16 protein-coding genes are annotated in these 12,648 nt (G+C 65.1%); 15 read left to right on the forward strand and 1 reads right to left on the reverse strand.

Annotated features, from left to right (window positions below):
* Nucleotides 1–163: 163 nt before the first annotated feature.
* Nucleotides 164–1,201: a rod shape-determining protein gene (locus ACZ5YV_RS03875; RefSeq protein WP_460985936.1), complete on the forward strand. Its 1,038-nt coding sequence runs from the start codon at nt 164–166 to the stop codon at nt 1,199–1,201.
* A 249-nt stretch (nt 1,202–1,450) separates the two neighbouring features.
* Here ACZ5YV_RS03875 and ACZ5YV_RS03880 read toward each other — a convergent pair whose 3' ends face one another.
* The gene (locus tag ACZ5YV_RS03880; protein WP_464788658.1) at nt 1,451–3,202 is read right to left on the reverse strand and encodes a chloride channel protein; all 1,752 of its coding nucleotides are present in this window, start codon (nt 3,200–3,202) and stop codon (nt 1,451–1,453) included.
* Between the two features lie 63 nt (nt 3,203–3,265).
* Here ACZ5YV_RS03880 and ACZ5YV_RS03885 point away from each other — a divergent pair, with 63 nt between their 5' ends.
* From ACZ5YV_RS03885 to ACZ5YV_RS03950, 14 genes are all read left to right on the forward strand, one after another.
* A complete protein-coding gene (locus tag ACZ5YV_RS03885; protein ID WP_464788659.1) occupies nt 3,266–3,673 on the forward strand; it encodes a MarR family winged helix-turn-helix transcriptional regulator in 408 nt (135 codons plus the stop codon).
* A 465-nt stretch (nt 3,674–4,138) separates the two neighbouring features.
* Nucleotides 4,139–5,476 (forward strand): tyrosine-type recombinase/integrase, encoded by a 1,338-nt coding sequence (locus tag ACZ5YV_RS03890; RefSeq protein ID WP_464788660.1) that lies wholly within the window; start codon nt 4,139–4,141, stop codon nt 5,474–5,476.
* 113 nt (nt 5,477–5,589) lie between these two features.
* Complete coding sequence (locus ACZ5YV_RS03895) at nt 5,590–6,030, forward strand: hypothetical protein (RefSeq protein WP_464788661.1); 441 nt, start codon at nt 5,590–5,592, stop codon at nt 6,028–6,030.
* Nucleotides 6,031–6,090: 60 nt separating this feature from the next.
* Nucleotides 6,091–6,288: a helix-turn-helix domain-containing protein gene (locus tag ACZ5YV_RS03900; RefSeq protein ID WP_464788662.1), complete on the forward strand. Its 198-nt coding sequence runs from the start codon at nt 6,091–6,093 to the stop codon at nt 6,286–6,288.
* Between the two features lie 73 nt (nt 6,289–6,361).
* Complete coding sequence (locus ACZ5YV_RS03905; protein WP_464788663.1) at nt 6,362–6,712, forward strand: hypothetical protein; 351 nt, start codon at nt 6,362–6,364, stop codon at nt 6,710–6,712.
* Complete coding sequence (locus ACZ5YV_RS03910; protein ID WP_464788664.1) at nt 6,709–6,963, forward strand: hypothetical protein; 255 nt, start codon at nt 6,709–6,711, stop codon at nt 6,961–6,963. Before ACZ5YV_RS03905 ends, ACZ5YV_RS03910 begins: the two co-directional genes overlap by 4 nt.
* A 79-nt stretch (nt 6,964–7,042) precedes the next feature.
* Entirely contained in the window at nt 7,043–9,010 is a 1,968-nt protein-coding gene (locus ACZ5YV_RS03915) for an AAA family ATPase (protein ID WP_464788665.1), read from the forward strand.
* 333 nt (nt 9,011–9,343) lie between these two features.
* Nucleotides 9,344–9,889 carry a hypothetical protein gene (locus ACZ5YV_RS03920; protein WP_464788666.1) on the forward strand — a complete coding sequence of 182 codons (546 nt, stop codon included), beginning with the start codon at nt 9,344–9,346 and terminating at the stop codon, nt 9,887–9,889.
* Nucleotides 9,889–10,137 (forward strand): hypothetical protein, encoded by a 249-nt coding sequence (locus ACZ5YV_RS03925; protein WP_464788667.1) that lies wholly within the window; start codon nt 9,889–9,891, stop codon nt 10,135–10,137. Before ACZ5YV_RS03920 ends, ACZ5YV_RS03925 begins: the two co-directional genes overlap by 1 nt.
* 432 nt (nt 10,138–10,569) lie before the next feature.
* Complete coding sequence (locus ACZ5YV_RS03930) at nt 10,570–11,199, forward strand: hypothetical protein (protein ID WP_464788668.1); 630 nt, start codon at nt 10,570–10,572, stop codon at nt 11,197–11,199.
* Nucleotides 11,192–11,389, forward strand: coding sequence for a hypothetical protein (locus ACZ5YV_RS03935; RefSeq protein ID WP_464788669.1), 198 nt, complete (start codon nt 11,192–11,194; stop codon nt 11,387–11,389). The genes ACZ5YV_RS03930 and ACZ5YV_RS03935 overlap by 8 nt, the downstream gene beginning before the upstream one ends.
* Nucleotides 11,373–11,996: a hypothetical protein gene (locus ACZ5YV_RS03940; RefSeq protein WP_464788670.1), complete on the forward strand. Its 624-nt coding sequence runs from the start codon at nt 11,373–11,375 to the stop codon at nt 11,994–11,996. The genes ACZ5YV_RS03935 and ACZ5YV_RS03940 overlap by 17 nt, the downstream gene beginning before the upstream one ends.
* A gap of 17 nt (nt 11,997–12,013) precedes the next feature.
* Nucleotides 12,014–12,355, forward strand: a complete 342-nt coding sequence (locus tag ACZ5YV_RS03945; RefSeq protein WP_464788671.1) for a hypothetical protein — start codon at nt 12,014–12,016, stop codon at nt 12,353–12,355.
* Complete coding sequence (locus tag ACZ5YV_RS03950) at nt 12,352–12,645, forward strand: hypothetical protein (protein ID WP_464788672.1); 294 nt, start codon at nt 12,352–12,354, stop codon at nt 12,643–12,645. The genes ACZ5YV_RS03945 and ACZ5YV_RS03950 overlap by 4 nt, the downstream gene beginning before the upstream one ends.
* Nucleotides 12,646–12,648: the final 3 nt, after the last annotated feature.

The following is a 12,648-nucleotide window of genomic DNA, read 5'->3' on the forward strand; positions in this document are numbered from 1 at the left end:
GTTCCGGGCCAGGGCGGATTTCCCAATGCGCTAGTGCCACGGCTGGGCCTTTCGGTTGAACCCGGTTACCGGACGGGTCGTCGCAGCGCTCTTCTGCTCGCCTAGAGGCATCGGCAGGGGCGAGGCAAGCATTTCCCTCCCGCAAAAAGATTGCCTCTGTTCGATGAAATTGCCCCGGTTTTTCTCGTCCTCTGCCTTTGACATGGCCATCGACCTTGGCACTGTTAACACGGTTATCCATGTCCGCGACCGGGGGATCGTCCTCAATGAGCCGTCGGTCATCGCCATCGAAACCCGGCAGGGGTTCCGTCGCGTAAAGGTGGTGGGCAATGAAGCAAAGCTGATGATGGGGAAGACGCCCGCCAATATCCAGGCGATCCGGCCTTTGCGCGATGGTGTTATCGCGGACATCGACGTCGCCGAACAGATGATCAAGCATTTCATCGACAAGGCGCTGAACGGCAGCCGCTTTGGCCGACGCCATGAGGTCGTGGTCTGCGTTCCGTCCGGATCGACCATGGTGGAACGGCGCGCGCTGCGCGATGCCGCGGCCAATGCCGGGGCCGCCCATGTCCAACTAATCGAGGAACCGATGGCGGCGGCGATCGGCGCGGGATTGCCGGTTACGGAACCGCGCGGTGCGATGGTGGTCGATATCGGCGGCGGAACAACCGAAGTCGCGGTCCTGTCGCTGCGCGGGATCGCCTACAGCAATTCCGCGCGGGTCGGCGGGGACCGCATGGACGATGCGATCGCATCGCATATCCGGCGCAACCACAACCTCCTGATCGGCGAAGCAACGTCCGAACGAGTGAAATGTGAACTCGGCGCGGCGACGCTACCCGACGGCGAAGGGCGGCGGATAGTGGTCAAGGGCCGCGATCTGGTAAATGGCCGCCCTGCCGAAATGACGATCAGCGAGGCGGAAATCGTGGACGCGCTTGCAGAACCCGTCGGCCAGATCAAGATGGCGGTCAGGACAGCCCTGGAGAAGACCGCGCCGGAACTGGCGGCGGACATCATCGAGGAAGGCATCACCCTGACGGGCGGCGGCGCGTTGCTGCGGCGACTGGACCAGGCGCTGATGGAGGAAACCGGCTTGCCAGTGAAGGTCGCGGAAATGCCGCTGATGTGCGTGGCAATGGGAGCGGGCAAGGCTCTGGAAGATCCCGCCTATCAGGGCGTTCTGGCCATTTCCTGATCGTCAGGGAAATCTAGGCACTGAGACGCGGAGAAGGTGGCTCAGATGGCTCCGCCTAACAGGGTGGTCCATCGAGCAGTATCGTTTCTGAAGATGTCGTGCCCGGATCGTCACGATGGAGGGCGGCGCACCCTCCTCGACGCCGATCATGGCCCCAGCTTCCTTCCTTGGGTTTGGGTCAGCGGGCTTCGCGGGCCGCCATGGTCGTATCGCCTTGATCGTGTAACCGCCGCCGACCGAACGGCTCGGTCATCCCCTCGTCCGAGCCACCTCCGCGCCGCGATGGACGGAGCGGAGCTTGAGCAGGTCCTGCCGAGCCACAATGCCGATGACTCTGCGCGATGCGGGCTCGACGATCGGAATGCGGCCGATGCCTGCATCGACCATCATGTCCGCGATGCGGCTGATCGGATCATCCGGCGTGCCATAGGGCTGCGATGCATCGGACAAGACTTCTGCGAGGGTCGCTTGCACAGGCGCGCCGTCCACCTGCCAGCGCAGCGCATCAGAACGGGAAACAAGGCCGATGAGCCGCCCTTCCTTGTCCACCACCGGGTAACTGCGATGGACGGCCTGCCCCGCAAAGAAGCCAATGACCGCACCAATGGACATCGTTCCTTCCAGCGTCTGCGGTTCTCGCGTCATCACTTGCCCAGCCTGAAGGAAGTCGAACGGATCAACCGTATATTCCTGAAGCACATGCCGCCCGCGTCGAGCGATCTTCTCGGTTAGTATCGAGCGCCGCATCAGCAGTACGCTTACCGCATAGGCCCCCACCGACGCCGCAATCGTCAGCGGCAGCATCGCGAAATCCCCGGTTAGCTCCGCCGCGAACAAGGCGGCGGTCAGCGGCGCGCGCATCGCCCCGCTCATCGTCCCGGCCATCCCCGCCATTGCCCACAGCGCGCTCCCGCCCGGCAGATACTGACCCAGCAAAAAGCCCAATGCCCCGCCCAGCATCAAGAGCGGCGCCAGCACGCCGCCCGACGTTCCGGATCCTAGCGCGATCAGCCACACTGCCGCCTTAACCACCAACAGCGCCAGCGCCACTCGCACCGCCAACGAGCCGTCCAGAAGGCCCCTGATACTCTCATAACCCGCGCCCAGCACGTGCGCGTCCAACAGCCCGCCGATGCCGACGGCAAGCCCCCCGATCGCTGGCCACCACATCCAGTGGACGGGCAGACGTCCGAACATATCCTCGATCCGATACAGCAGCGCAGACAGCAACGTCGCCTGCACCCCTGCGATTGCCCCCATGCCCAGTGCAATTCCGATCAGCACTGGCGTCAGTTCCACCGCATGATGCACGGGAAAGAGCGGCCCGCTTTCGATCAGCACTGGCCGCCACAGCAGTGAGATCAGCACTGCAATAACCACTGGCACAAAACTGCGCGGCTTCCACTCGAACAGCAGAACCTCAACGGCGAGCAGGATGGCGGCCATGGGCGTGCCGAAGATCGCTGTCATACCCGCTGCGGCGCCCGCGACCAGTAGGGTTTTGCGCTCCGCCGCGCTCAGATGAAAGAGTTGAGCGAATAGAGACCCGATCGCTCCGCCGGTCATGATGATCGGCCCCTCCGCGCCGAACGGCCCGCCGCTGCCGATGGAAATTGCAGAGGAGAGGGGTTTCAGCACCGCAACCTTGGGCGACAAGCGGCTTTCGCCATAGAGGATCGCCTCGATCGCTTCTGGAATGCCGTGCCCCCGAATCTTTTCCGACCCATAGCGTGCCATCACGCCTACGATCAGGCTGCCTATGACCGGAACCGCGATGACGCCGATCCCCAGCATGTTGTCCGTGATCGCAGTAGGCGCGGCAGAGAGCCGCCCGAACCAGAAGAGATTGGTCGCTACCGCAATCGCCCGAAGCAGCAGCCATGCGCCCAGAGCACCGCCCGTCCCGACGATCAGTGCGGCGGCGGCCAGCATCATCATGCGTAGGTTGGCGCTATGATCGGCAAGAAGGCTTTGCGATGGATAGGAAGTCGATGAGGTCATGCGGGGAGCAACTATATCGCATTACGATATTTATCAATGCCCCTTGGCACGCTATGATGTTGCATGGCCGATGAGTTGACCGACAATGACTATGCGGCCCTTGCCGATTTCCGCTTCTCCCTGCGGCAGTTCCAGGCGTTCAGCGAAAGGGAGGCGGCGCAGTGCGGTCTGACGCCCCAGCAGCATCAAGCTCTCCTCGCCATCCGCGCCGCGCCACGGGGCAGGGCGACGGTCGGATATGTCGCGGAACGGCTGATCCTCAAACCCCATAGCGCGACTGGCCTTGTCGACCGACTGGAGGCGCTGGGCCTCGTGCGGCGGCGTTTATCGGAGCAGGATCGTCGGCAGGCGCTGCTCGAACTGACTGAGCAGGCGCACGGGATACTCACCACACTCAGCGCTGCGCATCGGCAGGAAATCGGGCGGCTGCGGCCACTGTTGATGGAGTTATTGGAAAGAGTTGCGGTCTAAGGAGAAAGCCCTGCGCGCTTCGCGTAAATTCTACGCGTAACGCGCGACTTCGTCATGTTTGGGGGAGGGTGGGGTTGCTGGGCCTCAGCAAGCCAGACTAGCCGACGGCCCGCTTCTGCGAAGCGAAATCCGGTCAGCATCCGGGGCGGGGAATCTTTTTACGGTAGGTCCGTTAGAACAAGGTACGGCAGTGCCACCACGCGATGAAACGCTGTATTTTCTGGGAGAAAATGGTGGACGCACTAGGGCTCGAACCTAGGACCCGCTGATTAAGAGTCGAGGCAGGCGCGTCCGGCCATCTCTCCACTAGACCCTCCGTGACGATCCTGTATTCCACTATAAACCCCGTATAACCCGTTAAACACGTTTGACATGTCAGCGGGTCCGCTCCTAGATTCTATACAAGTCGATACCGGGCTCTACCCTCCGATAGCGGCTTTTTGGAATACATATGGAGCGCATACCATGCCCGCCGCCTTGACCAAGCCCGTGATCGTCGCAGCCATCGCCAAGGTGAAGAAGGGCGAGCGGATACGGCTTCGCGATGATCGCGAGCCGAACCTGTTGCTGGTGGTCGGCGAGCGCAGCGCCTCGTGGATCAGCAATCCGCGCTTGAAGAACGGGAAGCGCGCCAGCATCACCCTTGGCCGTTGGCCCGCCATGGATATCCCCGGCGCGCGCACCGCCGCGCAGGACGTGCGCCGCATCATTGACGCGGGCGGCGACCCCAACGCCGAAAAACGCGAAGCCGTGCGGCAGGCAGAGCAAGCGGCGAAGAGCCGCCGCAGCCTCGCCGACGTGCTCGACCAATACGAACGGGAGAAACTGGCCAACCTCCGCCGGGGCACTGCGGTGCGCCGGGCGCTGGACGGGAAGAAGGGGCTTCTCCGCGAACTGGTGCGGCGGGAGCCCGCTTCGATCACGAAGGCCGATATCGCCGACGCCGTAAAGAAGCACGCGAAGACGTCACCGATCGCCGCCAATCGGGCGCTCGCCTATGCGAACGCCTTTTTCAACTGGTGCATTCACGAGGACATTATCGCGGCCAATCCGGCCGGGACGGTGAAGAAGCCCGGCAAGGAAAATCAGCGCGACCGCTATCATACCGTCGACGAGCTTGCGGAGATTTGGGAGGCGGCCGGGACGCTCGGCTACCCCTTCGGCCCTATGTATCGCCTGCTTATGGTGCTGCCGATGCGCCGCGAAGAGATCGCGGGCCTGCCGGTGGCCGAACTGGACCTTAGCGCGGAGGCCGCTGTCTGGACCCTACCGGCCAGCCGCACGAAGAACGGCCAGGCGCTCCGCGTGCCCCTGTCGCCGTTGGCGCGCTCGATCATCGCGGAAGCCTTGGCCGACGAGGAACGGCCGACTGAAAGTGTCGACGAAAAGGGCCGGGCAAAGCCCAATCCCTACCTCTTCAGCACGACCGGCTATAGCCCGGTAAGCGGCTTCGCCAAGGGCAAGCGGCGGCTGGACGCTGCTATCGCCGAAGCACGAGCAAAGGCCGCAGAGGCCAACGGCGGCGAGCCGGAGCCGATGCCCGAATGGGTGATCCACGATCTGCGCACGAGCTTCGCGACCATGGCGTGCGATCACCTAGCCGTCGACCCGGCCGTGGCCGATCGGTGCTTGAACCACACGGCCAGCGCCACGACGTCGAAGATCATGCGGACATACAACCGCAGCGACCGCTTCGAGGAACGCCGGGCCGCCTTGAGCGCATGGGCGAATTTCATGGAAACGACCGTGCTAGGCGACAAGGCCGCCAACGTCGTGCCGTTCGTTAGGGCCGAAGTGGCGTGAAGCGCTTGGCGTTGCTCGGTGCGGGCGCGCGTGCCCTAGACCCTGATCGGCGTCTTCGGCGTGTGGTGCAGGCGCGACCGGGCTGGCCGCGTGGCGAGCGCAATCCTCGCGCCATGGATGCCAATCGCGCTTGGCTTGTTGGCTGCGCCTATTCGCTCGCAATCTGCCTTCTGGCGCTTCGTCGCTTTCCAGATGGCCCCAAGGGTCCGAACCTCTCCCGCGCGGCACAGGACGCCGTGTTGCTCCTGTTGGGGCGCGACCCGCTGGACGGCCAAACCTACGCGACGATGCGAAAGCAGGTCGAATACGACCGCGAGACCCTGGCCGACAAGGACGAGCCCGATCTAGCTTTGAAGATCAAGGCTTCCCGCCGTCTGGAGGAAAATCGGCAATTCCTCGCCGATATCGACACCCTCTATAAGAAGCGGCTCCGGCGCGACCCGCACCTTGTCGCGCATGTGAACTGGCTGCGCGGCCGCCGTGAGCTTCGGCCCGTTCTGGAGTCGGCGCTGGAGCGTTTGCTGGACGCGGAGCTTTTGCCGAATAGTGGCTAATCGCCATGCGCCCGCATGGGCCGCATTCTCCACCTGTCGATACACGGCGGAGAACAGACAGTGACAGTCCAAGACGATATTCTGGAGCCCGGAGCGCTCACCGTGCCCGCGTTCTGCAAGTGGGCGGGCGTGTCGCCTGCTTGGACGTGGCGGCTGATCGCCGAAGGCAAGCTCGGCAGCGTGAAGCGGGGCAAGCGCCGCCTGATCCCGATGGCCGACGCCCGCGCATGGCTTGAAGCCGGTCGCGAAGCTGCCTGATCCCCAAACGAAAAGCCGATCGCGCGAACTGGAGACCCGCGCAACCGGCTTGATGCGTCGAAAGGAAACGACGGTGCTTCATAGCAGAATCGAGCCCGATGGCCAAACCCGCAACTGGTGCCGCCATGGCGACCCTGTTCCGGGCGTGCATCCCGACCCTTACCGCGATCACCGTGACGCTGCCCGGCTTGGAGCCTTCGTCCGCATCGCGACCACGGACGAGGACCGCGCAGAGGTGCTTCGGCCGCTGGAGCAGCCCGCGTGCATTGTGCGGCGGACCTGCGACCCGCGCGTGATTAAGCGGAGCCGGGTCGCATTCGCGCCGAACCGTAGCCCCTTTCCCGATTGGTATAGTGCCAATCCCGATGAGGATTGGCGACGGCCGCTCACCCCTGAAATTGTCGGCCAGGCGAGGCGGACGTGATGGGGCGCGGGACGGCGGCACTCTGCCGTGAAGTCAAGGTGACGCTGCGCCGGGCGCGTCCGCACGAGCAATTGTCCGTTCCACCGGGCTATAAGGTCATTGTCGCGATTGCTGACGTTCCGACCGGCCCTGAAGAGCAGCCGTGGCTCGTTCCGGCTCGCGCCGCGAAGCAGGCGCTCAACCCCCGGAACCGATCAGCGCCGCGCGATCTGGCCGCCGGGATAATTCCTCCCGGCTGGCTGCGCGCCTAGCCCATTTTTCCAATCATCGCGCCGCAGGGCGCGCCCGGTGCCCGCAAGGATAACGCCGTTGGTCACAAGAGACACAACAATGGCCACCGTTCTAGACGTCCTCCGCTCCAAATCCGAACCCGGCGATATGCGCGAAGCCGCGCTGGCGTGGGCGGCGAGGGGCTTCAAAGTCTTCCCGATCGTTGCGGGCACGAAGACTCCGCTCGTTGCCGATTTTCCCGCCGTGGCCACGGGCGATCCCGACAAGGTGCGGGCGCTCTGGACCGACCCGGTGATGGGCGAGGGCTGGCCACTGCCCCACAACGTCGGCGTCCTGACGGGCGGCGATTTGCTCGTGCTGGACGTCGACACGAAGCGGGGGAAGCCGGGGCTCGCGTCCCTTGCCGCTCTGGAGCTCGGCGCGCCGACGCTAACCGTTCGCACACCGACCGGGGGCAAGCACCTCTATTTCCGCACCGATCGCGAAGTGGCCAATTCGGCCGATCATCCCGGCCCCGGTTTGGACGTGCGCGGCCGCCACGGCTATGTTCTTGGCGCAGGCAGCGTCATTGATACGGGGCACTATGAGATCGAGCGGGACGGCCCTGTGGCCGCCGCGCCGCTGCACTTCCTTGCCCGGCTGGCCGCAGCACGGGAGCGCGCCGATACGACGGCCCCGTCGACCGATCTGGACACACTGGAGGCGATCGAGCGGGCGCGGGATTTTCTGCGCACCCGCGCCCCGGCCGTGGAAGGCCAGGGCGGCGACGATTGGACCTATCGCACGGCCGCGATCGTGAAGGACATGGGCCTTTCGGCCGGGATGGCGCTGGACGTCATGCTTGATTGGAACGAGGGCAATGCTCCGCCGTGGTCCGTCGAAGAGCTAGAGGCCAAGGTGGATAACGCCTTCGCCTATGGCCTGTCGGCGGCCGGATCGCAGAGCCCCGCCGTCGATATGGCGGGCGTGGAGATCATCCCGCCCCCATCGCCCGCTCCGGCCGCCGCTGCCCGCGTGCGCTTCCTGTCCGACGTCGACGCGGCGGTGCGCCCGTCGTGGCTGCTGAAGGGCTGGCTCCCGAAGCAGGGCGTCGTATTGCTCGCCGGGCAATCGCGGATCGGAAAGACGTTCCTGTCGCTGGAGCTTGCGGGCGCATTGGCCACCGGGGGCAGCTTCTTCGGCCGTGCCGTGCGCGAGCGCGTCGGCGTGCTGATATTGGCCGCAGAGGGCGGGGGCACGATCGCGCCGCGCCTTGAAGCCCTGCGGCTGCACCGGCTTGGCGGTATCGACGCCGCGTCGCTGCCGATCGCATGGGCAGAGATCAGCGAGGCGAACGAGATCGGCGCAATTGTCTCTGCGGCGGCCGTGGAGATGCGGGAGCGGTTCGGGCTGCGCCTTGGCCTTGTCGCCGTCGATACGGTCGCAGCGGCCTTCGGCGTCGACGAGAACGACGCGCAGCTTGCGACCTCTGCCATGAAGGCGCTCGGCAAGCTGGCGACCGACGCCGACGTGCTCGTCGTGGCCGTTGCGCACTACGGCAAGAGCGACGGCGCGGGCGTTCGCGGATCGAGCGCTTGGACGGCCAGCGCCGACGTGATCTTGGCGGCCACGGGGGATATCAGCGAAACGACGGGCGAGGTGAAAGACCGGAAGCTGGCGCTCACGAAGAGCCGCTTTGCCGAGACGGGGCCGATCGCCGACTTCGACCTTCGCAGCGTCAACCTTGGGCTGGACGAAGACGGCGACCCGATCGGCGCGGCGATCATCGCGCCCGTCAACACTGTGGCGCTCGATCCGCACCAAGGGCTATATATGGACGGCTTCGAAGGGCTGTTGCCGGTGGCCGGGGAGGCCATTGGCGAGGGCCGAACGGGCGTCCCGCGAAAGCTGCTGCGCGAGCATTGCTACAGCGAATGGTTCGATAGCAACAATGCTACAAAGAAGAAGCGCTTCGAACGGATCGAGCGGCGACTGATCGACGCGCGGCGCATTGAACGCTGTTTCGGGCCGGGCGGTGTCGAGTTCATCGCCATTGCGCCGCCGATCAACCCCGCATCGCTGTTTTAGGGGGACACCATGGGGGACACCATGGGGGACACCCTGTCGCGCCTCTGTCTCCCTGATCGGGGAAGTGGGGCAAAAATCCCGGAAATCCGCCATTCCTTAGCGTTGCATAGGGGGACAGCTATGGGGGACAAGGGGCCTCACCCTGTCTCCCGGCCCCTTCATCGGCGGGCGCGCAGCCGTAGGCGCAGCGCCGCAGGGGGACAAAATTTCCAGAGTGTAGGGGGTGTCCCCTGTCCCCCTCTGCAAGTAATTGAAATCAGGTGATATATTTTAGGTGTTTCGGGACTGAAAAGATGGCCTGTCCCCTGTTTGTCCCCCTAGGAGCAAAGTCCGATGAGCATGATTGATCCACCCGAAAAGTCGTTTGGTAGCAACGGTGCTACGGCGAAGCGGGATGAGGGCGGCCGTTTTTTATCCGTTCCGGAGAATAGTCCCAATGCTGGCCGTAAGAAGGGCGCGCGTGCGCGTTGGTCCGAAGAGTTCATGGCGGACATTGAGGCCGCTTGGAAGGAACAGGGGCCGACCGTCATCGCCCGCGCCATGTTCCACGATCCGGCCGGGACGCTGAAGGCCCTGATCGGCATTCTGCCCAAGCACGCGAAGCTGGAGATCAGCACGCCAACGGACGGGATGACCGACGAGCAGCTAGAACGCCTGATCGCCTATGCAGAGGCCAAAATGGCAGAGGCGAACACGATCGAGGGCAGGACGATCACCGTTGCGCCGTCGCTGCCTCCACCCCTGGCCGATGCGCCACCGACGAGCGCGGAGCAGCGCGCGGCGGCCGTGCGCCGCGACATGCTCGATCAGTCCGACGCGATCAATGCCGCCGTGCACAAGCTGCCGTCGCAGGATATCAACCCGGAGGACCTGTTCTAATGACGATCGAAGAGACATTGCAGGCCCGCTTGGACGCCTTGCTTGAATGCCAGCCCGCCACCGATCAGAGCTTGGCCCGCGCTGCGCTGGAGGAATGCGCGGAGCGCTTCGGCGAGGCGGCGCTGAAGGCCATGGTGCCAGCCGGTTCGCTCCCCTTCGCGGTGCTCGTCCAGTTGTCGCGCGGCATGTCCCGGCAAGAGGTTGGGCAGAGCATGGCTTCGCACCTTGGCGGGTCGACGCCGAACTAGACCCGCTGATTGTTGATCGAAGCGCGATGGGCTGGAAATGCTGGTATTCCGACGCTGTGCGTCCCCTCTGCGCCAAGCGCGCAGTATGTATGCCGCATGTGTTCCAGAATGCCCGCGTCGGCCTGCTCCGCCCTTGCCGCTGCCGCCCTGGCCGTGCCGTGTCGGCGCGCGCGCCGCCACCTACGAAAAACGCGATCGGCCAATTTCCCCGCCGGGTGGGGGTGGGGGGCCGCAGCGCAGCGGGTCCCATTGGGGAGATTATACCTCATCCACACTGCGGCCGCTCCCGCCGGATCGACCTTCAAGGCCGCCTAACCCGTTAAACGTGGCAATTGTGCCAGCCCCTTCGCGGCCGATCGGCGTGCCGAATAGTGGCTAATCGCATGTCGGCGCGACGCCGGGCAGATTCTCTTCACCGAAGGAGATCACCCCATGGCCGACCACGGCAGCACGCTCGACGAGCGCATTCACACCCTGAACGCCGAACTGGACGACACGGCGGAGCGGCGCTCCGCTGCGATCGTCGCGGGCAACACCGAAGAAGCCAAGCGTCTCGACGCCGAATGCGCGGGGCTGGAGCGCGAGATTGCCGCGACCACGGCCGCCCGCGCTGCCGTTGACGGTGCGGCCGTGCAGTTGGCGCGCGAAGCCGAAGACGCCGAACACGTGGCCGTTGTCGCCAAGCTGAAGAAACTCTGCCGCACGGCCCGGCAACGGGCGAAGGAATTGAACGATGCGATCGACGCCGTTGGCGCGGCGACGCTGGCGCTACGCGAAGCGACCAAGGACATTTGGGAGGCCAGCGACGGGCCGACGCGCCGGGAAGAATTGGAAGAACTGCCCCGGCTGCTTGCCAGCCTGTCGGCCGTCCAGAACGAGCGCCTGGCCTTCTATCACGTCCTGCCGTCGCGGATGCCCCTGCTCGATCGTTCACTTCCCCCGCCGTGCATTGAGGCCCACCTGTCCGTTTGCCTTGACCGGCTCGCACCTGCACCGGGCCGACCGAAGAAGCCGGGCGAAGAGCCCGCCGACGCCCGAGCGGGGCAGGCCGCCAATGTCTGACGTGGCCGATGAGCTTCGCAGGCTCTACCTGCAACGCGAGCAAGTGTGTCTCGCTGGCCGGGTGGCCGACGAAGCCGTTGTGCGCGGCGACCGCAGCGCACGGATCGAGGCCGAACGGCTCTTCGCCGAACTGCACCGCATAGACCTTGCAATCAATCGACTGGAGGCAGGAAGTGACACAACCCATTGAAGGCGGCGCTGCCGTCGCGCCGAATAGTGGCGCTCCGGCGTCCGTCGACCACGACGCAGCCTATGCCGCTGCACTCGACACGGCCATGAACGCTCCGACGCCGCAGGCCCGCGCCAAGGCCGTCGACACGCTGGAGATGCTGGCGAAGCAGCGCTCCAGTGACGGTGCGGCCAGCGCATCGCCCGACACACCCGCAGAGGGGCTGGAGCCGCCGTCATCGCCCCTGGCCTATACGCTCGAACAGTCATTGCCGCCCGGCGTGGAGATCGTCGACACGTCGGGTCTTAGCGCGCTCAAGACCGCCTTGTTCGATATCGGCGTGCCGGTGCCGATCGCGCAGGGAGGCTTCACCGAGATCGCCGGGCTTCATAGTGCCGGGGCCTTCGCCAGCGACGCGGCCTACGATCAGCAAATCACGATCTGCAAAGCGGCCATGGTGGAGACCCATGGCGAGAACGCGAAGTCGGTGATCGCCGATGGCCTCGCCTTTGTCGACGCCGCCGTGCGCTCCGGCAAGCTCTCCGAAGACGTCGCAGCCCAAATCATCGCCGCCCCCATGGCCCTCTCCGCCGCAGCCAATCTCAAACGCTTCGGCGGCCGCAGGTAACAGAAAGGAACTTTATCATGGCAACTCGCACGCCAACTCTCGACCGCTCATCGTCCCGCACCACGTATGTGACGTGGACTGGCCTGCTCAATGGCGACGACGGCGGACCCGCTGCCGTTTCCGGCATGGACCTCGTAAGCTGGCAGATCACGGGAACGCTCGGGGCGGGCGGCTCGATCCAGTTCGAGGCCAGTAACGAGGCGACGCCCGCGAATTGGGGCCTTGTCGGTGCCGCGCAAACAGCCTTGGCCATGGTCGTCCCTGCCGACGATGTGGTCGCCCGCAACTTCCGGCCCCGCGTCACGGCTGGCGATGGCACGACGTCGCTTGTCGTCAATGCCTGCTTCCGCCTGCCATGACGATCGGCGTCACTCTTTACGATTGGGGCGGCAAGCCTGCCCTGATCCAAGATGGCGAGGTCCGTTACATCGCGTCGGCGGGCCAAGGCTGGATCGGAGCGACGCCGGAAACTGCCATCGCTGTCGCCACGGTGCGGACGCAGGGCGTTTCGATCGGTGAAGGCGCTTTCGCCGATCGGTTCAGCGGGCCGCCGTGGAACGTGCCCGATCTGGACGGCTGGTATCAGCGGCGCGATCCCGCCCGACCATATGACAGCTACGCCAAGGCTCGCGCTTGGGCATATCGCTAGGAG

Source organism: Sphingobium sp. TomTYG46, from assembly GCF_055396345.1.

What these genes read in the sequence shown, in the direction of transcription:
- ACZ5YV_RS03875 (WP_460985936.1), top strand. Translation starts at nt 164, where the DNA reads ATGAAATTGCCCCGGTTTTTCTCGTCCTCTGCCTTTGACATGGCCATC.
- ACZ5YV_RS03880 (WP_464788658.1), bottom strand. Translation starts at nt 3,202, where the DNA reads ATGACCTCATCGACTTCCTATCCATCGCAAAGCCTTCTTGCCGATCAT.
- ACZ5YV_RS03885 (WP_464788659.1), top strand. Translation starts at nt 3,266, where the DNA reads ATGGCCGATGAGTTGACCGACAATGACTATGCGGCCCTTGCCGATTTC.
- ACZ5YV_RS03890 (WP_464788660.1), top strand. Translation starts at nt 4,139, where the DNA reads ATGCCCGCCGCCTTGACCAAGCCCGTGATCGTCGCAGCCATCGCCAAG.
- ACZ5YV_RS03895 (WP_464788661.1), top strand. Translation starts at nt 5,590, where the DNA reads ATGGATGCCAATCGCGCTTGGCTTGTTGGCTGCGCCTATTCGCTCGCA.
- ACZ5YV_RS03915 (WP_464788665.1), top strand. Translation starts at nt 7,043, where the DNA reads ATGGCCACCGTTCTAGACGTCCTCCGCTCCAAATCCGAACCCGGCGAT.
- ACZ5YV_RS03920 (WP_464788666.1), top strand. Translation starts at nt 9,344, where the DNA reads ATGAGCATGATTGATCCACCCGAAAAGTCGTTTGGTAGCAACGGTGCT.
- ACZ5YV_RS03925 (WP_464788667.1), top strand. Translation starts at nt 9,889, where the DNA reads ATGACGATCGAAGAGACATTGCAGGCCCGCTTGGACGCCTTGCTTGAA.
- ACZ5YV_RS03930 (WP_464788668.1), top strand. Translation starts at nt 10,570, where the DNA reads ATGGCCGACCACGGCAGCACGCTCGACGAGCGCATTCACACCCTGAAC.
- ACZ5YV_RS03935 (WP_464788669.1), top strand. Translation starts at nt 11,192, where the DNA reads ATGTCTGACGTGGCCGATGAGCTTCGCAGGCTCTACCTGCAACGCGAG.
- ACZ5YV_RS03945 (WP_464788671.1), top strand. Translation starts at nt 12,014, where the DNA reads ATGGCAACTCGCACGCCAACTCTCGACCGCTCATCGTCCCGCACCACG.
- ACZ5YV_RS03950 (WP_464788672.1), top strand. Translation starts at nt 12,352, where the DNA reads ATGACGATCGGCGTCACTCTTTACGATTGGGGCGGCAAGCCTGCCCTG.